At 39.8% G+C, this 24,498-nt stretch carries 23 protein-coding genes; 11 read left to right on the top strand and 12 right to left on the bottom strand.

The features are described from left to right. Window positions 1-23: 23 nt before the first annotated feature. Together sohB and FTU13_RS00180 are read left to right on the top strand one after the other, a co-directional pair. Window positions 24-986 carry a protease SohB gene (gene sohB / locus FTU13_RS00185; protein WP_078190186.1) on the top strand — a complete coding sequence of 321 codons (963 nt, stop codon included), beginning with the start codon at window positions 24-26 and terminating at the stop codon, window positions 984-986. A 340-nt stretch (window positions 987-1,326) separates the two neighbouring features. Further along, entirely contained in the window at window positions 1,327-3,534 is a 2,208-nt protein-coding gene (locus tag FTU13_RS00180) for an Ig-like domain-containing protein (protein WP_180127224.1), read from the top strand. 62 nt (window positions 3,535-3,596) lie between these two features. Here FTU13_RS00180 and FTU13_RS00175 read toward each other — a convergent pair whose 3' ends face one another. After that, a complete protein-coding gene (locus FTU13_RS00175; protein WP_180076942.1) occupies window positions 3,597-4,226 on the bottom strand; it encodes a DUF2238 domain-containing protein in 630 nt (209 codons plus the stop codon). Window positions 4,227-4,438: 212 nt separating this feature from the next. Between FTU13_RS00175 and FTU13_RS00170 the strand changes: the two genes are divergently transcribed. After that, a complete protein-coding gene (locus tag FTU13_RS00170) occupies window positions 4,439-4,678 on the top strand; it encodes a hypothetical protein (RefSeq protein ID WP_180127223.1) in 240 nt (79 codons plus the stop codon). Between the two features lie 115 nt (window positions 4,679-4,793). Here FTU13_RS00170 and purB read toward each other — a convergent pair whose 3' ends face one another. Genes purB through FTU13_RS00150 form a run of 4 tightly spaced genes read right to left on the bottom strand, consistent with a single transcriptional unit; the run spans window position 4,794 to window position 8,609 of the window. After that, window positions 4,794-6,182: an adenylosuccinate lyase gene (gene purB / locus FTU13_RS00165; RefSeq protein ID WP_180127222.1), complete on the bottom strand. Its 1,389-nt coding sequence runs from the start codon at window positions 6,180-6,182 to the stop codon at window positions 4,794-4,796. Between the two features lie 56 nt (window positions 6,183-6,238). Then, the gene (gene hflD / locus FTU13_RS00160) at window positions 6,239-6,970 is read right to left on the bottom strand and encodes a high frequency lysogenization protein HflD (RefSeq protein ID WP_218950703.1); all 732 of its coding nucleotides are present in this window, start codon (window positions 6,968-6,970) and stop codon (window positions 6,239-6,241) included. Between the two features lie 12 nt (window positions 6,971-6,982). After that, entirely contained in the window at window positions 6,983-8,119 is a 1,137-nt protein-coding gene (mnmA, locus tag FTU13_RS00155; RefSeq protein ID WP_180127220.1) for a tRNA 2-thiouridine(34) synthase MnmA, read from the bottom strand. A 4-nt stretch (window positions 8,120-8,123) separates the two neighbouring features. After that, window positions 8,124-8,609 carry an NUDIX hydrolase gene (locus FTU13_RS00150; protein WP_180127218.1) on the bottom strand — a complete coding sequence of 162 codons (486 nt, stop codon included), beginning with the start codon at window positions 8,607-8,609 and terminating at the stop codon, window positions 8,124-8,126. A gap of 181 nt (window positions 8,610-8,790) precedes the next feature. Here FTU13_RS00150 and FTU13_RS00145 point away from each other — a divergent pair, with 181 nt between their 5' ends. After that, window positions 8,791-9,177: a hypothetical protein gene (locus FTU13_RS00145; RefSeq protein WP_078191841.1), complete on the top strand. Its 387-nt coding sequence runs from the start codon at window positions 8,791-8,793 to the stop codon at window positions 9,175-9,177. A 132-nt stretch (window positions 9,178-9,309) separates the two neighbouring features. Here the strand turns inward: FTU13_RS00145 and FTU13_RS00140 are convergent, their stop codons facing one another. The 5 genes from FTU13_RS00140 to FTU13_RS00120 form a co-directional block, all read right to left on the bottom strand. Next, window positions 9,310-9,852 carry a hypothetical protein gene (locus tag FTU13_RS00140; RefSeq protein WP_078191840.1) on the bottom strand — a complete coding sequence of 181 codons (543 nt, stop codon included), beginning with the start codon at window positions 9,850-9,852 and terminating at the stop codon, window positions 9,310-9,312. A gap of 88 nt (window positions 9,853-9,940) precedes the next feature. Further along, window positions 9,941-10,483: a gamma carbonic anhydrase family protein gene (locus tag FTU13_RS00135; protein ID WP_180035324.1), complete on the bottom strand. Its 543-nt coding sequence runs from the start codon at window positions 10,481-10,483 to the stop codon at window positions 9,941-9,943. Between the two features lie 103 nt (window positions 10,484-10,586). Further along, window positions 10,587-11,735 carry a D-alanyl-D-alanine carboxypeptidase PBP5/6 gene (gene dacC, locus FTU13_RS00130; RefSeq protein WP_078191838.1) on the bottom strand — a complete coding sequence of 383 codons (1,149 nt, stop codon included), beginning with the start codon at window positions 11,733-11,735 and terminating at the stop codon, window positions 10,587-10,589. A gap of 118 nt (window positions 11,736-11,853) precedes the next feature. After that, window positions 11,854-12,240, bottom strand: coding sequence for an MCR_0457 family protein (locus tag FTU13_RS00125; protein WP_111884221.1), 387 nt, complete (start codon window positions 12,238-12,240; stop codon window positions 11,854-11,856). Between the two features lie 227 nt (window positions 12,241-12,467). Beyond that, complete coding sequence (locus tag FTU13_RS00120) at window positions 12,468-12,842, bottom strand: MCR_0457 family protein (RefSeq protein ID WP_180127216.1); 375 nt, start codon at window positions 12,840-12,842, stop codon at window positions 12,468-12,470. Between the two features lie 116 nt (window positions 12,843-12,958). Here FTU13_RS00120 and surE point away from each other — a divergent pair, with 116 nt between their 5' ends. The 3 genes from surE to FTU13_RS00105 all read left to right on the top strand — a co-directional run bounded on the left by surE (window position 12,959) and on the right by FTU13_RS00105 (window position 15,699). Continuing rightward, window positions 12,959-13,732, top strand: coding sequence for a 5'/3'-nucleotidase SurE (gene surE / locus FTU13_RS00115; protein WP_111884223.1), 774 nt, complete (start codon window positions 12,959-12,961; stop codon window positions 13,730-13,732). Between the two features lie 114 nt (window positions 13,733-13,846). Next, window positions 13,847-14,677: a peptidoglycan DD-metalloendopeptidase family protein gene (locus tag FTU13_RS00110; RefSeq protein ID WP_180127297.1), complete on the top strand. Its 831-nt coding sequence runs from the start codon at window positions 13,847-13,849 to the stop codon at window positions 14,675-14,677. 92 nt (window positions 14,678-14,769) lie between these two features. Then, window positions 14,770-15,699, top strand: coding sequence for a LysR family transcriptional regulator (locus tag FTU13_RS00105; RefSeq protein ID WP_111884224.1), 930 nt, complete (start codon window positions 14,770-14,772; stop codon window positions 15,697-15,699). A 68-nt stretch (window positions 15,700-15,767) separates the two neighbouring features. On the opposite strand, the gene FTU13_RS00100 is transcribed toward FTU13_RS00105, so the two are convergent. Next, a complete protein-coding gene (locus FTU13_RS00100) occupies window positions 15,768-16,979 on the bottom strand; it encodes an aspartate aminotransferase family protein (RefSeq protein ID WP_180127214.1) in 1,212 nt (403 codons plus the stop codon). A 198-nt stretch (window positions 16,980-17,177) separates the two neighbouring features. On the opposite strand from FTU13_RS00100, the gene grxD reads away from it, so the two are divergent. Next, window positions 17,178-17,519, top strand: coding sequence for a Grx4 family monothiol glutaredoxin (grxD, locus tag FTU13_RS00095; RefSeq protein WP_067762767.1), 342 nt, complete (start codon window positions 17,178-17,180; stop codon window positions 17,517-17,519). 183 nt (window positions 17,520-17,702) lie between these two features. On the opposite strand, the gene FTU13_RS00090 is transcribed toward grxD, so the two are convergent. Beyond that, entirely contained in the window at window positions 17,703-20,336 is a 2,634-nt protein-coding gene (locus FTU13_RS00090) for a Lon protease family protein (protein ID WP_373423869.1), read from the bottom strand. 205 nt (window positions 20,337-20,541) lie between these two features. On the opposite strand from FTU13_RS00090, the gene FTU13_RS00085 reads away from it, so the two are divergent. The 3 genes from FTU13_RS00085 to FTU13_RS00075 all read left to right on the top strand — a co-directional run bounded on the left by FTU13_RS00085 (window position 20,542) and on the right by FTU13_RS00075 (window position 24,481). Then, window positions 20,542-22,686 (top strand): MFS transporter, encoded by a 2,145-nt coding sequence (locus tag FTU13_RS00085; RefSeq protein WP_180127209.1) that lies wholly within the window; start codon window positions 20,542-20,544, stop codon window positions 22,684-22,686. A gap of 197 nt (window positions 22,687-22,883) precedes the next feature. Continuing rightward, window positions 22,884-23,285, top strand: coding sequence for a lactoylglutathione lyase (gene gloA, locus FTU13_RS00080; protein WP_180127207.1), 402 nt, complete (start codon window positions 22,884-22,886; stop codon window positions 23,283-23,285). A gap of 221 nt (window positions 23,286-23,506) precedes the next feature. Then, window positions 23,507-24,481, top strand: coding sequence for a bile acid:sodium symporter family protein (locus tag FTU13_RS00075; RefSeq protein ID WP_180127205.1), 975 nt, complete (start codon window positions 23,507-23,509; stop codon window positions 24,479-24,481). Window positions 24,482-24,498 lie beyond the last annotated feature (17 nt).

Below are 24,498 nucleotides of genomic sequence, written 5' to 3'. Positions count from 1 at the left end.
TGAATTAAATGAGTTTCAATTTTATGCTATTTCATAATCCCAAGTTGCCTGCGGAAATTCGTGTAAGTCACTTAAATGCACGTATTAATGAACAACGAAAAAAAATTGCGCAAACCACTGCATCTAAACTTGAGCTGCTGCAACTAAGCCAACAATTATCAAAAGAAGCGCGCGCACGTAAAAAGAATAACCAAAAAATTTATGTGATTGATTTTAATGGTGATACCGCTGCATCGGCGGTGACAAGCCTTCGTGAAGAAATTACCCTAATCTTAGCGACAGCAAAAGCTGGGCGCGACCGCGTAGTTTTACGTTTAGAAAGTCCAGGCGGGATGGTGCATGGCTATGGTCTGGCTGCAGCACAATTGGTACGTTTACGTGATGCTGGATTTAACTTAACCATTTGTGTGGACAAAGTTGCTGCAAGTGGTGGCTATATGATGGCCTGCATTGCAAATGAAATTGTTTCAGCTCCATTTGCAGTTGTGGGATCGATTGGCGTGGTTGCACAAGTGCCAAACTTTAACCGTTTATTGAAAGAAAAACATATCGATTTTGAACTGTATACAGCAGGTCAGTTCAAACGTACCGTCACTATGTTTGGTGAAAATACGGCTGAAGGTAAAGCCAAATTTGAAGAAGAGTTGCAGCAAACGCATAACTTGTTTAAACACTTTGTTGAAAAATACCGTCCTCAGCTTAATGTCGATAAAGTTGCAACAGGTGAGCATTGGTATGGTCAAGATGCCATTGATCTTAATCTAGTCGATAAGCTCCAAACGTCAGATGAATATCTGTTAAGTCTCATGCCACAACATGATGTATATATGATTGAAACCCGCAAAAAGCCAACGCTTGGTGAGAAGTTAGGCTTACAAGCAGCACAAATTGCGGACTCATTGGTGCCTGCAGTCATGTCTAAAGTGATGGAGTCATTGAGCAAAGCCAATTCGAGCCTCGTGCAGTTGCGTGACCCTAAACTCTAAAATTGTTTTTGTTATGATGTATTTAAAGCTCACTTCGGTGAGCTTTTTTTTATGCTAAATGATACTACTTTGAAATTGCAGCAAGCGCGGCTAATAAACAGCAACCATTTATAAATACTTTGATAATTTTGATTATCCAAACTTGGCTGAATCTAAAATATTAAAACGGATAGAACCATAGAAACCGCTGTTATTGGCGTAGAATTTAAGGTGAAAAATTAAATAAATATAATTCTGATGAATTTACATCCAGAATGGTTTGTCTGTTCAGCACCAATTTGATAAGGTACTTAACTAATTATTTATTAGATGTTTATTACATAATAACACTGAGGGCGAAATGACAAAAATTGTCGTGATATCAAAGAAAGATCAAACGATTTTAAAAGAAACTCAGGCCACAAAAATACAAATATCTCAACCGTCCGTTATTCAGTTAGAACTCAAGCCAGCCGATATTCAGTCGATCCATAGGGTAGGTAATCAATGTGTGATTACCCTGAAAAATGGTCAAAAAATCGTGATTGATCATTTTTATACAGATGACTTTAGCTCTGATAATTCTTTGGTTTTACATAGTGGGTCAGAGCAATTTGAGCTAGTCGAAATGGATGTCGATGGCAAAACGGTGAGTTATCGTTCAGTGAATGAATTTGCGCAGCCTTTATCTGCATCGACACAGTTAAATCAGGCAACAACATCTGCTCAAGCTACGGAAGTTGCAAGTGAGGATGATGGTTCGCCATCACTACTTAAGGCAGGATTGGCGATCTTGGGTGCAGAAGCGGTATATCTGCTGGCTTTTGACAAAGAAGATGAACAATCCTCTAGCAATGACAAAACAGCACCAAGTACGCCAACTGGAAGTTTTGATAGTGATGGAAAAGTCGTGTCCGGCAAGGCGGAAGCTGGTGCAACGGTTTATATCGTAGATGCGAAAGGCAATACGATTGGTCAATCTAAAGTAGATGCCGATGGCAACTATAAAATTACTTTAGATGACGCGATTACAGACGGCAATCGCGTAATTTTGTACGCTAAAGACAAGGCGGGAAATAGTTCACAATCGACGATATTGACGGGTAATAAAGATACAATTTCGCCGGACGCGGCAAATGCACAAGTGGATGAAAGCGGTAAGTTTGTCTCTGGTTTTGCCGAAGCGGGTGCAAAAGTTTATGTTTATGCTGCAGATGGCACAACGCTTTTAGGTGGGCCTGTGACTGCGGCAAGTGATGGCAATTTCTCCATTGCATTAAGTAATACTTTACAAGCAGGTGAGACGGCTAAAGTCATTGTAGAAGATAAAGCCGGCAACAAATCTGAAGTGCAGTCAGTTGAGATGGGCAAAGATACGCTTCGACCTGATCAACCTAAGATTGAAGTGAATAAAGCCGGAACTGAGCTGGTTGGTACTGCCGAAGCCAATAGCACCATTCAAATATTAGATGCAAATTTACAAGTCATTGCTACCACTACGGTAGATGCCAATGGTCAATTTAAACTGACATTGTCCCCAGCACTGTCGGATAGTAATAAGACAACTATTATTGTGGTTGATGCAGCAGGGAATCAATCGTTACCTTTAAATGTCACTGCTGGAACGGATAATACGGCACCCGTTGCACCAACAGCAATAATCAATACTGATGGTACAGAGGTGTCGGGAAGCGCTGAAATTGGTGCCAAAATTACCATTAAAAACAGTGCAGGAAATACGCTTGGTACCGCAACTGTAGGTGACGATGGTCGCTATACGGTGAAATTCAGCAGCGCAGTAACAGATAATAATGTTGTCCAAGTGACTGCGACAGATGCCGCAGGCAATAGCTCAAAGAGCACGCAAGTGATTGGTACAAAGGACACCATTGCGCCATCCGCGCCGACATTGACGACTGTGTATGATGATCGCGAGACGACAAAGCTCACCATTAAACAGGGGGAGAGCACTCAAGATTCAACCCCAAGTTTTGAAGGCAAAGGTGAGGCAAATGCCACGATCATCATTTATAAAAATGGCGTCGCAGTGGCAACGGTCAAAGCAGATACCAGTGGAAAATGGTTGTATACACCAGAATCTGACTTAGCGGCAGGTAAGTATAGCTATAGTTTTACCCAAACGGATCTAGCTGGAAATACCAGTGCCAAAAGCTCAGCATTTGATTTTACAGTTGAAGCGATGACAGTTGCTAAAGCGAGTTTATTCTTGATCTCAGAAGAACAGGCTTCGAATGAATTACATGATCAAGCATCGCAGTTAATAGATGATAATAATGTATTTGATGTACTTGCGCAGCACAGTGTGTCGGGCTTTGGCTTAAAAGAAATAAGCTCTTTTATTTCTGATGATCAAATCGATTTGAACAGCTTATTGAGCAATCAAGAGCCAAACAATGCTCTTGATGTAATATCAGATGATTCATCTTATTTAAATGCGTCCATCAATCCTGTATCGGGTGGGACAGCAGTTTCGAATGCAGCGTTCCAAACAGCATGGGGCACATTAGATCCGTTAGATCAATCCTTAAATGTGCTACCACTCTATTAATTATTAATACATCCATTCATGAATATAGCGATAAAAAAGCACTCGGATGAGTGCTTTTTTATTTAAGATTTTTTCAGATTGAAATATAAAAGGCCGCCAGTGATCATCGCACCAAATGTTGCAAGCAGCATATCTTTATGCGCATCCCAAATATCACCTTGTTGCCCATTGTAATTTTCAGCGTCCTCTGGTGATAAGCCAATGGCAATCAGCCATTCGATCCATTCATAAAATAAACTGGTCGCCATGACGAATTGTACGACCAATAAAAAGAGTGTTCCGGCTTTTAACTGCGGTAGCCAGATTTGAAATATGCGATAAAAGAACGGGTAGAGCAGCAATCCATAGGCAAGATGTACAAGCCGATCATACATGTTCCGACTCCATCCCATGCTTTGATCAAGGTTGAAACCGAGGAGAGCTTGTGTCCATTCAGAATAGGGTACATAAGAATATAAATAATGGGCACCAATGACATGAATCAGTAAAAAGCCAAGATACAGACAAACTGTTCTGAAAGTTAGCCCTATTTTATAGAGGAAAACGAGCAACACGATCAGCATAAACGCTGTGCCGATTTGATGGAGGATATACGCTTCCATTTCTAAAGGTTGGATACTGGCGATCACAATGGCAAGAGTTAATAATGCAAAAGCTAAGATGTGCTTAAGTTTTAATTTGAAATCAATCATGAAAAGGCAAAGCTCAAAATTTTTATCGGTGTGCAGTGGTTATAATTCGCGGCAAGTATAGCCATAATGCGATGAAAAGTGTTAGTTAGACGGCGCTAGAATTTGTGCATTATTTTTTCAAATGTCTTTAGTTTGCGGCTGGGGATAAGTATTTTAAAAAAGATTGTATTAAACTCAGATGAATATCGAAGTTTATATATTTGGACGTGACTATGGTTGTTGTTGAGGCATTTATTGCGACTCAAAATTGTTATTTTAACTATGAGTTTGAAGAACTTAATTTAACAGATGATTTTCCAGAAGAGCTCTCTGTATCTTTGCGCGGCATGATGTTTCGCCATGAGATTCAATATCCCGATGCCACATATTATGTTTATTATTCAGATGTTTTAACAGGCTGTGAATTACAACGGATGAAAGATGATTGGGCGAAATATTGCCCTGCAGAATAAAATTACGTCTAAATTTTCTATCTCCTTGCGGAGCATGCTCCTTATCTCAAAGAGAGAAGAAGTATTATAAATAAAAAACGAGGCATGAAGCCTCGTTTTTTTGATCTATCTAAAATTAGATTTTAGAAATAAGATCTTTAATGTTTGCTGCTTGAGTTGATGCATTACCTGTATATGTTGCAGGTGTCATTTCAGCAAGACGTGCACGGTCAGCAGCTGGAACAGCTTCTAATTCGTTACCATTTACGAAATCAACCATCATTTCACGAGTCATTGCTTGACCACGAGTAAGGGCTTTAAGTTTTTCGTAAGGTTTTTCAACGGCATAACGACGCATTACAGTTTGAATTGGTTCAGCAAGAACTTCTTGAGCATGGTCAAGGTCTTCTAGAATACGTTGAGCATTCAACTCAAGTTTGCTAATACCTTTAGAGCAAGCTTCAAATGCGATCAAGCTTTGTGCGAAACCAACGCCCATGTTACGAAGAACAGTAGAGTCAGTTAAGTCACGCTGCCAGCGAGATACAGGAAGTTTTTCGCCTAAATGCGCAAGTACTGCATTTGCAATACCCAAGTTACCTTCAGAGTTTTCGAAGTCAATTGGGTTTACTTTATGCGGCATCGTTGAAGAACCAACTTCACCTTCTTTCAAACGTTGTTTGAAGAAACCAAGTGAGATGTAGCCCCAAACGTCACGGTTAAAGTCGATCAAAATGGTGTTGAAACGACGTAGCGCATCAAAAAGTTCCGCCATGTAGTCATGTGGTTCGATTTGAGTGGTGTACGGGTTAAATTCTAAGCCTAAAGATTCAACAAATGCTTGTGAATGAGCAGGCCAGTTAATTTCAGGGTAAGCAGAGTAGTGCGCGTTGTAGTTACCTACTGCACCATTGATTTTACCAAGTAATTCAACTTGTTTGAATTGTTTGATTTGACGTGCAAGGCGGTAAGCCACGTTCGCCATTTCTTTACCCAAAGTTGTTGGGCTTGCAGTTTGACCGTGTGTACGAGACAACATTGGTTGTTCAGCGTGTTGTTCAGCCAAAGCAACGATTGAATCGATGATTTGCTGCATTGCTGCAACTAAAACTTCACGGCCATTTTTAAGCATTAAAGCGTGAGACAAGTTGTTGATGTCTTCTGATGTACATGCAAAGTGAATAAATTCGCCTGCATTTTTAAGCTCATCGATATGTGCGATTTGCTCTTTTAAGAAGTACTCAACTGCTTTTACGTCATGGTTTGTTGTACGTTCAATTTCTTTAATGCGGTTTGCATTGTCTTCAGAGAAGTTCGCAACAATTGCATCAAGCGCAGCGTTAGTTTCAGCACTGAACGCTGGAACTTCATTGATTTCAGGACGGTTTGCAAGCGCTTGTAACCAACGCACTTCAACAGTCACACGAGCATGGATTAAACCAAACTCAGAGAGGAAAGGACGTAGAGCATCACATTTGCTTGCGTAACGTCCATCTAATGGAGAAAGTGCGGTTAAAGCGTTCATAGCGATTCCTTAAATTTTGGAATTAAACGTAAAACAAAAAGCCCGTACTGCATCAGTTAAACCACCTGATACTGTAAACGGGCAAGATCTTGAATATCTTGTAGTAGCTTGCGCTTACTGAAAATCATACCCCATGAGCTACCACCGAGCTGACGCCATAAATGTGCCATTTGTAAGCCGGTAAATAAGGTGGCGCGAATGCGATTGGTATGAGAAGTGTCTTTAAATGCTTCGGCATTACCACGAACCATAATACGTGGATTAATTTGGCCAGCAGTTTCAATATAGGTTTGCGCTAAATTGGCAATGATACTTGGATGTAAATAATTATTATCGAAAAAGGAAAGCTGTCTTAGGATTTTTTGTTGGGATTGTTCAATGATTTCGACAAATTTGGGATTGCTGTAGACTTTCTTTTCTAACTGCAATAACGCCATCGCATACGTCATGGGTAGCTTGGTATTGGCAAGTTTAGGAAGTCTAGATTTGGGAGATGTATTGAAGGGTTGAGTAATGCTACTTTCTAAGGTCTTTAAACCCAGTGAAATATCCGCCAAACCACTAAAAAAATCGAGCGTCTGACTAGACTGATTCGACTTGGGACGGATATTTAAACTGGCTTTAATGAGATGTTCAAAATAAAAGTTACCGCTTTCACCAATACTTTGCGTACCCGTCAATGCGGTCATATGGGTTAGCTGCGTCGCTTGAAAAACAGCAGCTAACGCCAATGCGCGATTTTGGCGAGTATTCAGAGTTTGAGGCTGTTGAAACGGTAACTCTGTCATCCGAAACAATCCTTATGAAATAAAATCCGGTTTAGGGGCATTGGTATGATGAATCACACCACCACCTAAACAAACTTCACCGGTGTAGAACACCACACTTTGACCCGGTGTAACAGCACGTTGTGGCTCATCGAATTCGACACGCACACCATTTGGCGCTGTAGAGTCTTTAAATAATGTACAGTCTTGGTCAGGCTGACGATAACGAGTTTTCGCTGTGCAGCGGAAACCTGATTCAGGAATCTCTTGTTCACCAGCCACCCAATCAATCGCTTCAGACCATAAAATGGTGCTTTGCATGAGTGGATGTTCATGACCTTGACCAACGACTAGGCGGTTACCCTCAATGTCTTTGTGAAGTACAAACCAAGCGCCTTCTTCAGCACCTTTTAGACCACCAAGACCGATGCCACCACGTTGGCCGAGCGTATAGTACATTAAGCCGTGATGTTCACCAACCTCTTTACCCGTGTCTAAGACGATTTTTCCGGGTTGAGCAGGTAAATATTGCTTTAAGAAGTCATTAAATCGACGTTCGCCAATAAAGCAGATGCCAGTAGAGTCTTTTTTCTTCGCAGTGGCTAAACCAAGTTCTTCAGCGATTTTACGCACTTGTGGTTTTTCAATTTCACCTACAGGGAACAAAGTTTTGTTAATTTCACGACCATGCACTGCATGTAGGAAATAGGTTTGGTCTTTATTGTTGTCTAGGCCACGCAGTAGAGGTGCATACTCTTCACCACGTGAATTTTTTAGCGTTTCACCACGACGGCAATAATGGCCTGTCGCAATAAAGTCAGCACCTAAGTTCACAGCATGGTCAAGAAATGCACGGAATTTAATTTCTTTATTGCAGAGAATATCTGGATTTGGTGTACGACCAGCGGCATATTCTTCTAAAAAATGCTCAAAGACACGGTCCCAATATTCCATCGCAAAGTTTGCGGTATGAAGTTTGATACCAATTTTGTCACAAACAGCTTGAGCATCGGCAAGATCTTCCATTGCCGTACAGTATTCCGTGCCGTCATCTTCTTCCCAGTTTTTCATGAAAAGACCTTCAACTTGATAACCTTGTTGAAGTAAAAGTGCTGCAGATACAGAAGAATCTACACCACCAGACATACCGACGATGACACGTTGTTGCATAGGATTAAGCATCCAAATTTGAAATTAAGGGAGAATTTTGGTGCTCGTAAATGAGCGATAAAGGAAATTTTTGACCTGAAAGAGCATCTTGTACAGCTTTGATGACTAATGGACTGCGCGCACGGGCAGACTCAATGAGTTCATCAAGCGTCATCCATACTGCACCGACAATACCTGTGTCTAACTGTGCATCGGAATGGTACTGAATGTCCTTAGCTAAGAAACAGAAACGGAAATAAGTACGATCAGGGAACATCGGAGGAGTATAAGTATACATGCCTAGGAGGTTCGTGATTTCTACATCATGACCTGTTTCTTCCATGGTTTCTCGAATGGCGGCTTCAATAATGGTTTCGCCAGCTTCAACATGACCTGCAGGTTGATTAAATACAGTATGGGTCACACCTTCTGTATGTTCTTCAACAAATAGGAAGTTTCCGTCTTTTTCAACGACTGTAGCAACAGTGACATGAGCAGTCCAAGCGGTCATAGAAAAGCACCATGGGGTAAAAACGCTATTCTACAAAATTTAGGGAGCGGTGGCTATGATTGATTTTTTTCTTAATTTCCTTGAGATGCGTTTCAATATTGAAGTAAGAAGAACGTGGAGGAATCTTGTAAGATAAATCTATTGTACATATCTTCACACTGAAAAATATTTTGAGAATTAGATGAAAATACTAAGTTTATTTATATTTGTTATGTTAATGGTTAGTTGTACGGCAAAAAGCGGTGCTGATGAAAATTTGTTGCTTGTAGATGATGCAATTCTCGACGTTAAACAAACGCTGCCAAAGAAAAATAATGCATATACAGTTTGGAAAGATATATACAGAGATGGTGCAACTATTAAATTAATATATCAGATGGATAATTATACATTTCCAAAAGATAAAATATATTTGTTAGAAGAGTATGCAAAATCAGATTCTGTAAAGAATGTTATTTGCAAATCTTTATTGGAAACATTTGGTTGGGATTATTCTGTAGAGTCAATTACATATGATATGAATGATACAGTTTTATTTTCTTTTGTTTATAGTAAGAAAAATTGTTAAATAAAAGTGTATTGTTTAATTATTTAGTTAAATTATATTTTTGTCCAGTACTGACCGAATTGTTATAGATTTAACATTACAGCTTTTTAAAATACTTGCTTTAAAAAGCAGTAATGTTAAATATTAAAATCTTTATTCAATGAAGGGAGTCTTGTTATCACGAGGAAAATCAGGGAATAGCGTGTAAATCATATCAGGATTCTTTTGAAGACCCGCACCATCAATGTATTTCCACTCCTTACTTTCAATTGGACGTACGGCAAGCATGAATGAAAGATCACCTGTCATTTTTCGACCATTCATAGAAATCGTGACTTGTTTAGGTACGGCACAAAACTCATTTCTACCAATGATATAACTTTGTTTTGGAGGATGAGTGTCAACTTGAGAGACATATATTTTATTTTGTTTAAAGGAGTTTGCAGCAAGTTCTAATATGGCATTATATTTATCTTTACCACCTGCATAATTGATAATAGATGAATCTGTTTTTTCGGTGATTAATGCATAATTACCCTTATTTAAGGCTGTGCCGATATCTTTAATTTCTTTGGCAATGATTTTTTCATAATCATCTTTACACTGCGTTGAATTCGCAAAAGCAGTTGTAGAGGTTAAAATTACGCCTGCAAAAAATATTCTAGTAATTAATAAAGTATAAGGTTTAATCAACATTAAAGAGTTACTCTGTATTTGAATTTGTCTGTCAATGAAGCATTTAGACATAAGCTGGAACTGTTAAAACTAAAAACGAATGCGTATATTATTTATTTTGATCAAGATAATTATTCGACACCTTCACATAATTCTGCGCTGAATAAGGCAAGAACGCTTTTTCTTTATCGGTCAGTGGGCGAACTTTCTTAACGGGACTGCCCACATATAAATAACCACTTTCTAGAACTTTATTGGGTGGGACAAGTGAACCAGCGCCTATCATCACATCATCTTCAACAATTACATCATCCAAAATAATCGTACCTATACCGACTAAAACACGATTACCAATAGTACAGCCATGCAATTTTACATGATGACCAATTGTGACATCTTCACCAATAATCAGTGGAGAACCCTCAGGCTTATCGGCTTTTTTATGACTCACATGCAACATTGAGTGATCTTGCACATTAGAGTTTTTACCAATACGAATATGGTTTACATCACCACGAATCACAGCAAATGGCCAAACAGAGACATTTTCAGCCAATACAACATCGCCAATCACCACTGACATTTCATCGATATAGCAAGAGTCAGCAATACGTGGAACAGTGTCTAAATAAGGGCGAATGTTTTGGCTCATAGGAAAGTCATCTACAGGTTTTTAGGCAGTATAAAATAAAAAAGCACCTAGACCGAAATCTAGATGCTTTCACTTTAGTCTTAATATCGAGTTTTCATCAAACTTAGAATAAGTTGCTAAAGAATTGTTTGATGTGATCAATCATTTTTGCAAAGAAACCAGCTTCTTCAACATTTTGTAGAGCTACAAGTGGTTTTTCAGCAATGACTTTGCCATTAAGCGTTGCAACGTATTTACCGACCACTTGACCTTGTTTTAAAGGAGCAGTTAATTTTGGTTGAACAACCAATTGAGTTTTAATGGCGTTCGCTTCGCCTTTAGGCATCGTCACGTTAAAGTTTTCAGCTAGACCTACTTGAACTTCATTGTCTTTACCGTACCAAACTTTTGCTTTTGCAAGTACTTGTTTAGCAGGTTGGACTTTTACAGTTTCAAAGTTTGCATAACCCCAAGCTAAAATTTCACGTGTTTGAGATGCACGTTCGTTCATGCTTGGCGCACCAAAGATCACTGAAATTAAACGTAAAGGACCACGTTTAGCTGAAGTCGTTAAGCAGTAGCCAGCTTCTTCAGTATGACCAGTTTTTAAACCATCTACACTTGGGTCAGTATAAAGCAGGGCATTACGGTTGCCTTGCTTAATGCCATTGAACGTAAATTCTTTTTCAGAGTAGATCGGATAGTATTTTGAACTGTCATGAATGATATGTTGCGCAAGAGTCGCCATATCTTTGGCAGTCGAGAAATGACCTTCAGCTGGCATACCTGTCGCATTGATGAATTGAGTATTCACCATGCCAATACGTTTCGCTTCTTGGTTCATCATGTGGGCAAAGGTGCCTTCATTGCCAGCAATATGTTCTGCCATAGCTTTAGAAGCATCGTTACCCGACTGAATGATAATGCCACGTAACATTTCTAATGCAGTTGCAGTACCGTTGAGCGGAACGTACATACATGACTCAGTGCTGCTGCCGCGACACCAAGCCGACTCATTCATACGTACTTTTTCATTTTCAGTTAGTTCACCGCTTAATAACTTTTGTTCAATGATGTAACTGGTCATCATTTTTGTCATTGAAGCAGGAGCTAATTTTTCGTTTTCATTTTTAGAAGCAAGGATTTGCCCTGTCTCATAGTCCATCAGCACATAAGATTTATTATTTAATTCAGGTGGTGCAGAAAGGACAGTTGCCGCGAATGAAAAACTAGGTGCAAGTAGTAATGCGGCAAGGGCGGTTTTTCGGGTCATTCTGGGTGGTTCCAATAACTTAGGTATAAGCACAAAGAGCCTAGCATTTTAGGACAAAGCTAGGCGGACTGCTATGGGGTGCAAGCGCTTATTTTAAAAGTATTGTAACCAATTGGTATTATTTGCTGTAAGCAGTCAATTCTTTGCAAATCGCACCATTTTTCTTATCGCCAGCTTTCTTCGCATCAGACTGCGCTTCTTTTAAAGCGTCTTTAAAACTTTTTTGTTTGCTGAGTTGCTGTAAAGCATTTACTGGGTTCTTTTCATTCGGCATATATTCTTTAGCTAATTTTGCATAACCCGCTTCAAACTTTGGTTGATCTTTGTCATTCACCAATTTTGGGCAGACTTCAGATAGTACATAGATAGCTGCAAGTTCTTGACTGGTCACTTGAGGTGTAGGAGTCACTTCAATTTTTTCATCTGCGGCATGTGCAGACATGGTGGTGAAAGCAAAAGCAGAAAGGCTAAGGGCACAAAGAGATTTTACAAAAGAGTTTTTCATTTAAATAACCTGTGAAATAACTTAGAAGATATCAAATAGCTAAAATTTATTTGCCTAGCTTAATCGTATTTCTGGTAGAGATCAGTAGAAAATTGTATTGAAGCTGTTTAGAAATCAATACATTGTGAAAGAAAAAAGGATGAGGCTATAAAGCGTCATCCTTTTTGGGCAGGTTTGATGCAATAAGGACTAACCTATTTGGAGGACGTCCCAAGCTGAATGATCAATTAACCTTCATAACTTAAAACATCATCACAAACTGATTTTTGCTCAGCTTTATCAGTTTCTTTAGCAGCTTGACGCGCTTCTTCAAGAACTGATTTATATTCTCTGTCAGACTGTAATTTTTCTAATGTCATTGATTTATCAGAATAATCAGCAAGATATGTTTTAGTGAGTGCTTGAATGTTGGCATCAAATTTTGCATTTTGACCAATAATCGCAGGGCATACTTCTAACATGACTTGTGCAGATGCAATATCTTCTTTTACGATGGTATTGGCTTCTTCTTGAGTGAAGTCATTGTCTGCGACCACAGTTTGAGTCATGCAAGCTGCTAGAGCAAAGCCCAATAAACCACGAAGTGCTACGGTTTTATTCATTTTGTACACACACATTTATGCTGGATGTTGAAGTGTAAATATATATAATTATTCATATATTTCAATAAAATGTTCTTGCGAGTCATTTTTAATTTTTTAGTAATGGAAATTTAGTTGTGAATATTTTAATTGCCAATGATGATGGCGTTTTTGCTCCCGGTATCCAAGCTTTAGCACATGCATTGCGTCCTCTCGGTCGTGTGGTGATCGTGGCGCCTGAAAGCGAACGCAGCGGTTTTTCAAGTGCTTTAACTTTAGATCGACCATTACGACCTGTCGAAATTGCACCGAATATGTGGGCGGTAAATGGTACACCTGCGGACTGTGTGTATTTATCAATGAATGGCTTGTTCGACTTCGAATTTGATCTGGTGGTGAGTGGAATCAATAGTGGCGCAAATCTGGGTGATGATGTGCTGTATTCAGGGACAGTGGGTGCGGCATTTGAAGGCCGTTTAATGAAACAACCTGCGCTAGCCGTCTCTTTGGCTGGGCCAAATGTGCGTAGTTATAATAACCCAGAAGATTATGCAGTCGCCGCGCAATGGGTGCATGATTTTATTGCCAATGGACTACCCGCGCTACCTGCACGACATATTTTTAATATTAATATTCCAGATGTTGCTGAACTTCAAGGCACCAAAGTGACCTATCAAGGAAGACGTTTACAGTCCAAACCGATTACCAGTCATGTAGACCCGCGTGGTCGTCAAGTCTATTGGATTGGATTGGCAGGCGAGGCAGTGGCAGAGCCTAAGAAAGGCTTAACCGATATCGAGTCAGATTTTTTTGCTGTGGCAAATGGTTATGTCAGTGTAACACCTATACAAATGGATGCTACAAACTATGAGATTTTGAATAACTTACACGCAGAGTTATCTAAAATTTAAGTATTAGTGTTATAACTTTGTGAAAATGGTTATGCCGCAACTTTTTTAGAGTGGATTTTTGCTAATCTTAGCCCATTCATAATGACTATATTTGAATTATTAGTGAGGAAGATGATGTCCCTGGTGTCACAATATCGCGTTATTACCGCTCCTGCAGCATTATTTAAGACCCTTGTTTTATCTGCTGCTGTGGTTACAACTTTGGTCATGTCTGGCTGTGCGTCAAAACCACAAATTAATAATGCGACCCGTTATGCGACTGCTCCGGATTATTATACAGTTCGTTCGGGAGATACTTTAAGTGGCATTGCAGCACGCTATGGCTTGAGCTATGTCAGCATCGCAGAAATGAACGATATTGCCCAGCCTTATCGCATCTATGTTGGACAATCCATTCGCCTTAAAAATAGTGGCTCTCGTCGTACGACGTCTACACAAGCCATGACCCAAGCGGCACCAATTCAACGCCAAACGATTGCAATGCCAACGCAAACAGCGCCCGTGACTCAAGCTTCAACCACACCATCGACAGTGACTCGAACTACAGTTCCAACGCCTGTGGTCAGTTCTTCAAGTTTACGTTGGGTGAGTCCAGTATCGCGTCCTACGGTATTACAAGGCTATAACTTAGCATCGAATGTGAAAGGAACACGTTACGTAGGTAATACAGGTGATCCTATTTTTGCAGCAGCTGATGGTCAAGTGGTCTATGCCGCCGATGGTCTTAAAGAGTACGGCAATTTAATTTTGGTGAAGCATATTAATGGCTATATCACTGCATATGCACATAACAGTAAAATGAATGTCAAAAGTGGCGATACTGTGAAAGCAGGGCAGCAAATTGGTGAGATGGGTTCATCGGGTACCAACCGCACGATGCTTGAGTTCCAAGTGCGTTTAGATGGTAAACCAATCAATCCAACTTCAGTTTTACCAAATAATTAAATATATAATGCAAAAGCAAAATATCCCCGTATAATACAATGAGTTGCTTTTATCGAAAGATGAAGCTTCTCATAAGTTTATGAGGGAAATTTATGTTAGATCAACTTCGAGCAATGGGTGTCTTTGCTTGCGTTGTGGAAAAAAATTCGTTTAGCGGTGCTGCTCGTGAGTTAGGTATTACCACGAGTGCCGTGAGTCAGCAAATCCGCTCACTAGAGCAGGATATGGAAGTCATTCTTTTACATCGTTCAACACGTAAGTTAAGTTTGACAGAAGCTGGACAAGCTTTTTTTCATAGTTGCCAAGAGATGCTATCTGCCGCAGAGCGCGGCAAAATTCGTATCAATGAACTTCGTGACGACTTAGTCGGTGAATTACGTATTGCATCGACACCAGAACTTTGTGCGAATCATGTGATTCCTGCATTGTCACATTGGATGTCGGCACATCGCGGTTTATCCGTTCATCTAGAAGCAGATAATCAATATATCGACTTAATTGATGGCCGCATTGATATTGCGCTACGAATGAGTTCAAAAATTGATGATCAACAGTTTCATGTGGTGCCATTGGCACATGTTGAACAAGTTCTCGTTGCAGCACCAAGCTATATCAACCAAACCAGTTTAATTACACGACCAGAAGATTTACAAAATCATGATATGGTTCAAATAAATTTGGTTAGAAACTTTCAGCATTTTGCATTTGAAAATGCAGTGACTAAAGAACAGGTAGCATTGGATGTGCACTCCCGATTTACAACAAATAATGTATTTGCTGCAAAAGCAATGTGTCAACAAGGACATGGCATTGCAAGAATATTATATCTAGATACGCAAAAAGACTTATTAAACGGTTCTCTTGTTGAAGTTTTACCAGAATGGCGTTTACCATCATTTACTCTATATGCGGTGATGTCTAAACGTGATCAACAGCCTACCAAGATTCATCGTTGCCTAGATGCATTAAAATTGTATTTCAGTCAATTACCAGGCGGACGTGTATACCAAGAAGCCTCATAAAAACAAAAAAGGTTTAAAAAGATATAAAAAAAGCCGCAATCAGCGGCTTTTTTTACTTTCGGCACAAATTACGCTAGAAAGTTTTTCACCATTTTAACAATGCGTTCAATTAAGATATCCGCTTGTTTTTTATTGATGTTCAGCGTAGGTAATAAACGAATCACAGAGCCTGCTGTTACGTTAATAATCAAGTGATGCTCATCACGTGCAATATTCACAAGTTCGCCACATGCTTTTGGTAATTCAATGCCGACCATTAAACCAAAACCACGAACAGTCACGTTTTGCTCTACAAGTTGCTCTGTGAATTGCTCAACAAGATACGCACCCATATTTGCAGCATTTTCAACAAGGTTTTCCTTTTGAATGGTATCAATCACGGTATAAACCACACGTGAACCTAATGCAGTACCGCTATAAGTTGAACCGTGGTTACCCGCTGTTAAAACCCCAACACCACGACCTTGAGTCATGACTGCGCCAATAGGGAAACCATTACCTAGACCTTTAGCTGTAGTTAGCACATCAGGAACAATATTGGTGTGTTGATACGCAAAGTATTTACCTGTACGACCATTACCTGTTTGCACTTCATCAAGCATCATTAACCAGTTATGTTGATTACAGATTTGACGAATTTCTTCGAGGTAGCTAAAACCTTGAGGTGCAGTATTTACACCACCTTCACCTTGGATCGGCTCAACCAAAATCGCTACGATGTCAGGGTGGTGAATCGCCGCTTCTTCAATCGCTTCGATATCACCAAAAGGTACACGAATAAAACCTTCAACCAATGGGCCAAAGCCTTCTTGAACTTTTTTGTTGCCTGTCGCAGATAACGTTGCCATGGTACGACCATGGAATGAATGATCAGCAACAATAATTTTAGGGCTTGCAACACCTTGCATATGACCAAATTTACGTGCAATTTTGATTGCACCTTCATTTGATTCTGCACCACTATTTGAGAAGAAAACTTCTTCCATACCCGCAACTTCAGCTAATTTTTGCGCAGCAGCCGTTTGCCAAGGCACTTCAAATAAGTTACTGGTATGAATGAGGGTCGCTGCCTGTTCAGCAATTGCAGCTGTAATTGCAGGATGTGAGTGACCTAAACCACAAACAGCGATCCCTGTCAGTGCGTCTAAGTATTCTGTGCCATCTGCGGTATACAGGTGAGCACCTTGACCTCGGACAAAGCTGATCGGTTGGCGGCCAAATACTGGCATCAAGTGCGATGGTTGATCAGTTTGTACTGGGGCAAGGGTAATGTTATTCATGACTAACTCTAATTTGTCAGGTGATTGAAATAATATAGAGGAGACGCCATATATATATGAGCATCAAGAGGTCTATATAAGCAAAATATAACTCACTTGAAAAGCTGAAATGTAAATAAAACGTGAAATATTGCTTTAGTCATATTGTTTTACTCAGTTTTGGGTATAATGCGAAGCAGATTTATTGAGGATATATCAATGACTGAACAAGCACGCGATACAGAAGCGTTAATTCGTGACCAAATTGCTAAACACGCAGTTCTACTTTACATGAAAGGCACTCCACAGTTTCCACAGTGTGGTTTCTCTGCGCGTGCAGTAGAAGCGCTCAGTCAAATTGGTCGTCCATTTGCTTATGTAAATATTCTTGAAAATCAAGATATTCGCGCAACTCTTCCACAAATTGCAAACTGGCCGACTTTCCCACAATTATGGATCAATGGTGAATTGATCGGTGGTAGTGACATTATGCTTGATATGTTCCAAAAAGGTGAATTACAACCTTTAGTTGAACAATATAGCCCAGCTCCGGAAGCTTAATTGGATATGTATTTGATGATTTTAATCATTGGATACAGATAAAAAATAGCGCCTTTAAGGCGCTTTTTTTATGACTTAATTATCTAAAAAGTCTGGGGTTATGCGTTTTTCCACCATTCTCATAGGCATTTAAAGCATAATGAATGGTGGAAAAATCAACAAATGAATAAACTCATCGAAGATTTATGACGGATTGTCTTCAGTCAGACTTTCTTCAACAACTTGCTCATTTTCAGCAGAGTTGTCTTGAGCTTCAGACTTCTTTGCCTTTTTATCTTTATTCTTTTTTGACTTCTTCTTTTTTTTCTTTTTCTTTGGCTCTTCTTCCTCAAACTCAGCACCGTCTTCAATCGCTTGCCAGTACTCAAGTTGCTCCATGACAGCAGCGTAGATTGAGCCTTTGCTATAACGACCTTTTTTATCAAGAGTGCCTACTGGACGCGCCATCAAAATTTCTAATGCTTGGTCAATGGTATCTATGGCGTGAATATGGAATTGACCTTGTTGCACAGCTTCAATCACATCTTTGCGTAACATCAAGTGCTGCATATTTTGGCGTGGAATAATCACACCTTGCTTGCCTGTTAACCCTTGTAATTTACATGCATCATAGAAGCCTTCAATCTTGGCATTTACACCCCCAATCGGTTGAACTTGACCCAATTGGTTCATGGAGCCAGTGATTGCCCAAGATTGATCGATTGGTAATTGGCTAATAGCGGAAATGAGTGCTGAAAGCTCTGCAACAGTTGCGCTGTCGCCATCCACTTGACCATAGCTTTGCTCAAAGGCAAGGGCAGCAGAAAAATGTAAAATTTGTTCACGACCAAAGTGTGCCTTTAAGAAACTCGACATCAGCAGGACGCCTTTGGCATGTAAAGAACCACCGAGTTCTACACTACGCTCGATATCTAAAATATCGCCGCCACCTTGATAAACCGAAGCCGTTAAACGTGACGGTAAACCAAATTCAACATCAGCATATTGAATCACAGAGAGGGCGTTAATCTGCCCGAATCGATGACCTTTGGTTTCGATTAACTGTGTACCGCGAGTGAGATCTTGCCAATATAATTCACGTAAGTAGCCTAGACGGTATTTACGATGATCAAGAGCGGTGTTGATATGTGTTTCTGTCACCATTTTATCGCCAGCAAGTGCTGCATGATGATGTGCTTCACGAATCAAATCACCTAAGGTGAGGGCATGTAATGACAAAGAGCTTTGATCTTCAGCTTGACGACTTGAATCAGTTAACAGTGCAGCAAGTGCTGTACGGTCAAACGGCAGAAGTTTGTCTGTTTGCACATAGTCAGCAATTAGCTGCATATATGCCTGCTCATTAATGTCATTACGTTGTAATGTATCGGTAAAATCTGCACGAATTTTAAAGACACTGCCCAGTTCTGGTTCGAGTTCTAAAATATCGTAATAAATATCAGGTTCAGCAAGCAGGATCACTTTGATATTTAAATCAATAGCTTCAGGCTCAATCGAAATACTGCCTGTCAATGTAAGCATATGTTCAAGTGAAGACAGCTTTAAATGTCCTGACTTTAATGCACGTTTTAGACCTTGCCATGCATAAGGCTGCTCTAAAAGTTGTTCAGCTTCCAAGATGAGGAATCCACCATTGGCCTTATGCAATGCACCAGGACGGATTAAGGTAAAGTCTGTGGTGATGGTGCCATTTTGGGTCAGTTGTTCGACATGACCTAGCAAATTGTAATGGGTTGGAAAATCTTCAAAAATAACTGGCGCACCAGCATTTGGTTTGTGTGTGGCGATAATGTTAGCTTGGTAGCGAGATGGCACGCGGTTAAATAGGCCAGGTGTAAAGTCATCTTCTTCTTGCTCAAGCACAAACTCAACATTTTGAATGATGTCATCTGCATATTGCTTCAGATAATCTTCCAAGCCTTCAACCATGCTGAATTTATTTTGAATTACATCAATACGCGGCATGACGACTTGTTTAGCAATTTCACGGTTTAAAACCTGAACTTTATCGCGTGCGTCATCTTCAAGATCACCAAGATGTAGACCAAGACGTTCAAGTTTTTTATCCATATAACGGACGTTTGACGCAATTTCAGCACGTTGTTTGCTGCTTAAAGCATTGATGTCTTCTTTCGACATTTCTTGGTATTTGTTATCGACCAAATGCATCGGAACGAAACAATGATCATCATCCTGAGAAATCAGTTTAAGATCGAGCTCTTCACCTTCTCGGGTTAATTCAACTAAAGCAAGATGTTGTTCATCACCAGCATGTTGGCGAATCATTTCAATGCGATTGTGATAGGTTTCTGCGGTGAAGCGACGTTCAAGCTGTTTTAATATAGTTTGCCAACTTTGATGTAATAACGCTTGGAATTTTGTCGCTTGACCAGAAGGAAGTTTTAGCGCAATCGGTTCACGCGGAAACTTAAAATTATTGACATAGACCCAGTCTGAAGGCGTTGGCATATTTTTAGCGTGTTGTTGTAATAAGCGCTTAATCATGGTGCGCTTACCTAAGCCTGCGGTACCTACAGCAAAAATGTTATAGCCTGAATAGGGCAATGCAATGCCAGCTTCAACCGAAGCACGGGCACGATCTTGTCCTAAAAAGTCATTAAGTGGTTTGATCCGCTTGGTAGACGTTGGTATTTTTTTTAGCTCAGGTGTATGCGTCAGCTGAAGTGGCTGCAACTGGGTTTTAGTTAAAGTATTCTGTATTTCGGGTTGATCAAAAGCGCTCTTTAGTGTCGTTATTGTTTCTGCTAAGTTTTTTGTGTTGGTTTCATTAATGGTGGTTGATAAAGAAGAGTGAATTTGTTCAAGTCGCTGGGTCACTGTTGAATCCAAAAAACTAAAGAATAGAGATATGTAATTAAGGTATACAGGTTTAATGCCAAAGATCAAGCAACAGCATGCGAAATATCGATAAAATAAAACAATGATTTCATAAATGTTGTTGAAACCGTTGTCATTAAGCGCTTGAATAGCAACATTCGATTTTGACAAAAATAACTGAGTCATGACAACACAAGCTTCAGGATGGAAATCTGCTTTTACTGCATTTTTAGACCGACGTGCGCTGATTATGCTTTTTCTTGGCTTTTCGGCCGGTATCCCAATTTTACTGATCTTTTCCAGTTTATCGCTTTGGTTAGGTGAAGCAGGAATTGATAAAAGTGCAGTGACTTTTTTTAGTTGGGCAGCGCTTGGCTATTCGTTTAAGTTTGTTTGGGCGCCATTAATTGATGAGTTACCTGTGCCATTTTTAACCAAACAACTCGGACGTCGCCGTGCATGGTTATTGATCGCTCAGGTTCTCATTATCTGTGCAATTTGTATCATGGCATTTTCAGATCCTACTTTAGGACAAAGCTATATTTACCAAATGGCCGCTGGCGCTGTATTGCTAGGTTTTTCTGCCGCAACGCAAGACATTGTGATTGATGCTTATCGTATTGAGTTGGCAGAAACTGAAATGCAGACCGTTTTAGCTTCGACTTATAATGCAGGTTATCGTATCGGCATGATCGTGGCAGGTGCAGGGGCGTTATTTTTGGCGGCATATTTAGGCACGGCCAAAGGTAACTATATTTATGAAGCTTGGAAATATACTTATCTTGCAATGGCTGCTGTGATGGTTATTGGTATTATTACAACTTTATCGATACGTGAGCCGCAAGTTGACCGTGTACAAAAGCATTATAAACGGACCGACTATTATCGTTTAGTCGCGGTATTCTTTGCTGCGGTGGTTGCCTTTGTCTTGAGTTATATCTATTCAGGTGTAGCGGTTGAAAGCTTGAAAGAGCAGTGGCAAATTTCAGATTCATTTGCCTTGTTCTGTTTAGAGGCTGTGCGCTTTATTTGTTCAGCGGTGGTTGCTTTTGGTGTCGGTTCTGTTTTAGTGAAATCAGGTGCTGTAAATAAGCAGATGGCATTTGAAACTTGGGTTAATCCAGTTGCAGATTTCTTTAAGCGCTATGGTCTAAAACTGGCCTTAGTACTGTTGTTACTTATTGGTTTTTACCGTATTTCCGATATTATCGCCGGCGTCATTTCTAATGTGTTTTATCAAGATTTAAACTTCACCAAAGAGCAGATTGCTGAAGCTGTAAAAGTCTATGGTGTGATTTTTAGCTTGATTGGCGGCTTCCTTGGCGGTTTGCTAGCGCAGCGCATGAACATTATGAAATTGATGTTTGTTGGTGCGATTTTAGCAAGTTCAACAAACTTGATTTTTATCGGTCTGGTCAAATCAGGTCAGCCATTAAGCGATGTCACTGTAAATGTAGCAGGGCAGCAATATACAGCGACGCCGGATGACACGGGAGCTTGGGCAGTTCAAATTCCAAAAGCAGTCTTGGCTGGAGATCAAAATATTAAAGTCACTGCGGATTATCAGTCTAAGAATCAACATCCAGTACAGGTGAGTTTGCCGTATTTGAATAATGCTTTTTCAAACTCAGCAATGATGTTGCTGCCAGTGACTTCAGATAACACGATTTCAGCTCAAGAGACTGCAAATAGTATCGTGGTGCGTGGACAATACTTGGCTGGTGAGTTAAAAGAAAATCAAAAAATTCAAATTATTTTGGATACTAAACCATTCGACGCGAAGCTTGATAAAACCGGTGTTTTTAGTGCTGCGATTCCAGGTCAAGCGCTAGAAATAGCAAAGCAAAAAACATTAACGGCTCAATTACTAGAAAATGATGTAGTGAAAAAGAGTGTCGATTTAGCGTATCAAGTGAATACATCAGCCAATATGTCAGGTGTGCTTGGTGTTGATATTCAACCGATTAACTTAGCAAGTGCTGAACAGAATGTGGACATCAAAGGTAAGGTCATTAAGCCTTATAGTTCGCTGTGGCTGTATTTTGCGATTATTGTTGATAATTTGGCGTCAGGTCTTGCTGGTGCGGCATTTATTGCATTTTTATCGAGCTTAACCAGTGTTTCTTTCACAGCCGTTCAATATGCCATCTTTAGTTCATTAATGACTTTAACTCCTAAAATTTTAGGCGGTTATTCAGGTACGATTGTGACCAATATCGGTTATCCAAACTTTTTCTTGATGACGACTTTAATTGGTATTCCGATTTTAATTTTAGTGGTTTGGGTTGCTAAACTATTGAAAGAGCATGAACAGAAATCCAGTTCATAATTCAATTTGAATTAAAAAAGCCTATTCAGTTTGAGTAGGCTTTTTTATTCTAAGCAGGTAAATAGCCTAAGCAAATCTATGATTTAGGTTGAGGATATTTAAAATAAGCGGGTATATGCGTTCTAGACTTAAATTGAACTTTGCATGTTAAATCCCTATAGTATTCAAACATAATGATAGATTTAGGAAACTCGATTATGCGCATGCTGCATACCATGTTACGTGTAGGCAATTTAGAGCGTTCATTGGTGTTCTATACTGAAGTACTCGGTATGACTTTGCTTCGTAAGCGTGATTATGAAGAAGGTCGTTTTACTTTGGCATTTGTGGGCTATGGTGATGAAGAAAATCATACCGTACTCGAGTTAACGCATAACTGGGATACGGAGAGTTATGAATTGGGTAACGCTTATGGCCATATTGCTATTGCAGTAGATAATGCCTACAAGGCTTGTGAAGAAATTAAAGCACGTGGCGGAAACGTGGTACGTGAAGCAGGACCAATGAAAGGTGGTGTGACCGTCATTGCCTTTGTTGAAGATCCAGATGGCTATAAAATTGAGTTGATCCAACAAGACTCAAATGCACGAAATAATTAATCTGCAATTATTCATTTAAAGTCATCTGTAATGCTGAATATTCTTATTTATAATTTTTTTGCGTTGAGCTCACTATCAACGTTTAAAATAATGAATATATCGGAGAAAAGCTGGCTTTATTTACATGGCCCAGTAAGATGAAATTTACTCAATGGTAAATTTAGCTTATTGGGCATTTTTTTGTCGATGCGTTTAAAGGGAAATTTGTACAGGATGTTGTTATGCTGAAAATGTTGGCTTTGGATCGTTTTACCATTCTACTTTTTGTAATGGTCATACTTGCGACTTTTTTGCCTGTTAGTGGTCAAGCTGCAGAAATCTTTGGCTATATTACCACGGCTGCAATTGCCATTTTATTTTTCCTCCATGGTGCAAAGTTATCTCGTGAGGCTGTGGTTGAAGGCATAATGCACTGGAAGTTACATGCTTTAGTTTTTGCTTTTACCTTTGCATTATTTCCATTAGTGGGTTTAATGGCGAAACCAATTCTCGTGCCGATGTTAGGGCAAGAGTTGTATTGGGGCTTTTTGTTTATGTGCTTTTTACCCTCGACAGTACAGTCTTCCATTGCATTTACTTCGGTAGCACAGGGTAATGTTGCTGGCGCAGTCTGTAGTGCATCATTTTCAAATATTATTGGGATGTTTATTACCCCAGTGATGGTGGCCTATTTTATTCTCGGCCAGTCACAACATAACTACGATCCGACAGCATCTATTATCCAAATTACCCTGTTATTACTGATTCCCTTCATTTTAGGGCAGCTCCTCCGTCCTTGGGTGTTTCCTTATATGAAGAAAATGCCAAAAATCGTGAAGGTATTTGATCAGGGCTCAATTTTGATGGTGGTCTATGGTGCATTCAGTAGTGCGGTGGTGGCAGGGCTATGGCATCAAGTGAGCGGTATGACTTTATTCCTATTGATTGTGGCGTGTTCTGTCTTGTTAACGATCATTATGTTATTGGCGCTATACGTACCGCGTTGGTTGGGCTTTAGCCGAGCTGATCAAAAGACGATTTTCTTTTGTGGCTCTAAAAAAACCTTGGCAAGTGGCGTGCCCATGGCACAAATTCTCTTTATTGGTCAGCCGATGGGGATGATAGTTTTACCAATTATGATCTTTCACCAAATTCAGTTGATGGTCTGTGGTGTGATTGCCAACCTTTGGGCAAAACAAAGCCGTGGGCAAGAGTAAGGACGAGATGAATAGGT

It is taken from the genome of Acinetobacter sp. YH12064 (genome assembly GCF_013419735.1).
Taxonomy (GTDB): Bacteria; Pseudomonadota; Gammaproteobacteria; order Pseudomonadales; family Moraxellaceae; genus Acinetobacter; species Acinetobacter amyesii.
The sequence above is the reverse complement of the archived record's forward strand: the minus strand, read 5'-3'. Positions and strand labels throughout refer to the sequence as shown.

Coding starts and splice junctions, on each gene's coding strand:
- FTU13_RS00125 (WP_111884221.1), bottom strand. CDS start 12,240: ATGAAAAACTCTTTTGTAAAATCTCTTTGTGCCCTTAGCCTTTCTGCT.
- FTU13_RS00175 (WP_180076942.1), bottom strand. CDS start 4,226: ATGATTGATTTCAAATTAAAACTTAAGCACATCTTAGCTTTTGCATTA.
- FTU13_RS00145 (WP_078191841.1), top strand. CDS start 8,791: ATGAAAATACTAAGTTTATTTATATTTGTTATGTTAATGGTTAGTTGT.
- FTU13_RS00180 (WP_180127224.1), top strand. CDS start 1,327: ATGACAAAAATTGTCGTGATATCAAAGAAAGATCAAACGATTTTAAAA.
- FTU13_RS00100 (WP_180127214.1), bottom strand. CDS start 16,979: ATGAATAACATTACCCTTGCCCCAGTACAAACTGATCAACCATCGCAC.
- FTU13_RS00150 (WP_180127218.1), bottom strand. CDS start 8,609: ATGACCGCTTGGACTGCTCATGTCACTGTTGCTACAGTCGTTGAAAAA.
- mnmA (WP_180127220.1), bottom strand. CDS start 8,119: ATGCAACAACGTGTCATCGTCGGTATGTCTGGTGGTGTAGATTCTTCT.
- grxD (WP_067762767.1), top strand. CDS start 17,178: ATGACTGAACAAGCACGCGATACAGAAGCGTTAATTCGTGACCAAATT.
- purB (WP_180127222.1), bottom strand. CDS start 6,182: ATGAACGCTTTAACCGCACTTTCTCCATTAGATGGACGTTACGCAAGC.
- dacC (WP_078191838.1), bottom strand. CDS start 11,735: ATGACCCGAAAAACCGCCCTTGCCGCATTACTACTTGCACCTAGTTTT.
- FTU13_RS00110 (WP_180127297.1), top strand. CDS start 13,847: ATGTCCCTGGTGTCACAATATCGCGTTATTACCGCTCCTGCAGCATTA.
- FTU13_RS00085 (WP_180127209.1), top strand. CDS start 20,542: ATGACAACACAAGCTTCAGGATGGAAATCTGCTTTTACTGCATTTTTA.
- sohB (WP_078190186.1), top strand. CDS start 24: ATGCTATTTCATAATCCCAAGTTGCCTGCGGAAATTCGTGTAAGTCAC.
- hflD (WP_218950703.1), bottom strand. CDS start 6,970: ATGACAGAGTTACCGTTTCAACAGCCTCAAACTCTGAATACTCGCCAA.
- gloA (WP_180127207.1), top strand. CDS start 22,884: ATGCGCATGCTGCATACCATGTTACGTGTAGGCAATTTAGAGCGTTCA.
- FTU13_RS00135 (WP_180035324.1), bottom strand. CDS start 10,483: ATGAGCCAAAACATTCGCCCTTATTTAGACACTGTTCCACGTATTGCT.
- FTU13_RS00140 (WP_078191840.1), bottom strand. CDS start 9,852: ATGTTGATTAAACCTTATACTTTATTAATTACTAGAATATTTTTTGCA.
- FTU13_RS00120 (WP_180127216.1), bottom strand. CDS start 12,842: ATGAATAAAACCGTAGCACTTCGTGGTTTATTGGGCTTTGCTCTAGCA.
- FTU13_RS00105 (WP_111884224.1), top strand. CDS start 14,770: ATGTTAGATCAACTTCGAGCAATGGGTGTCTTTGCTTGCGTTGTGGAA.
- FTU13_RS00075 (WP_180127205.1), top strand. CDS start 23,507: ATGCTGAAAATGTTGGCTTTGGATCGTTTTACCATTCTACTTTTTGTA.
- FTU13_RS00170 (WP_180127223.1), top strand. CDS start 4,439: ATGGTTGTTGTTGAGGCATTTATTGCGACTCAAAATTGTTATTTTAAC.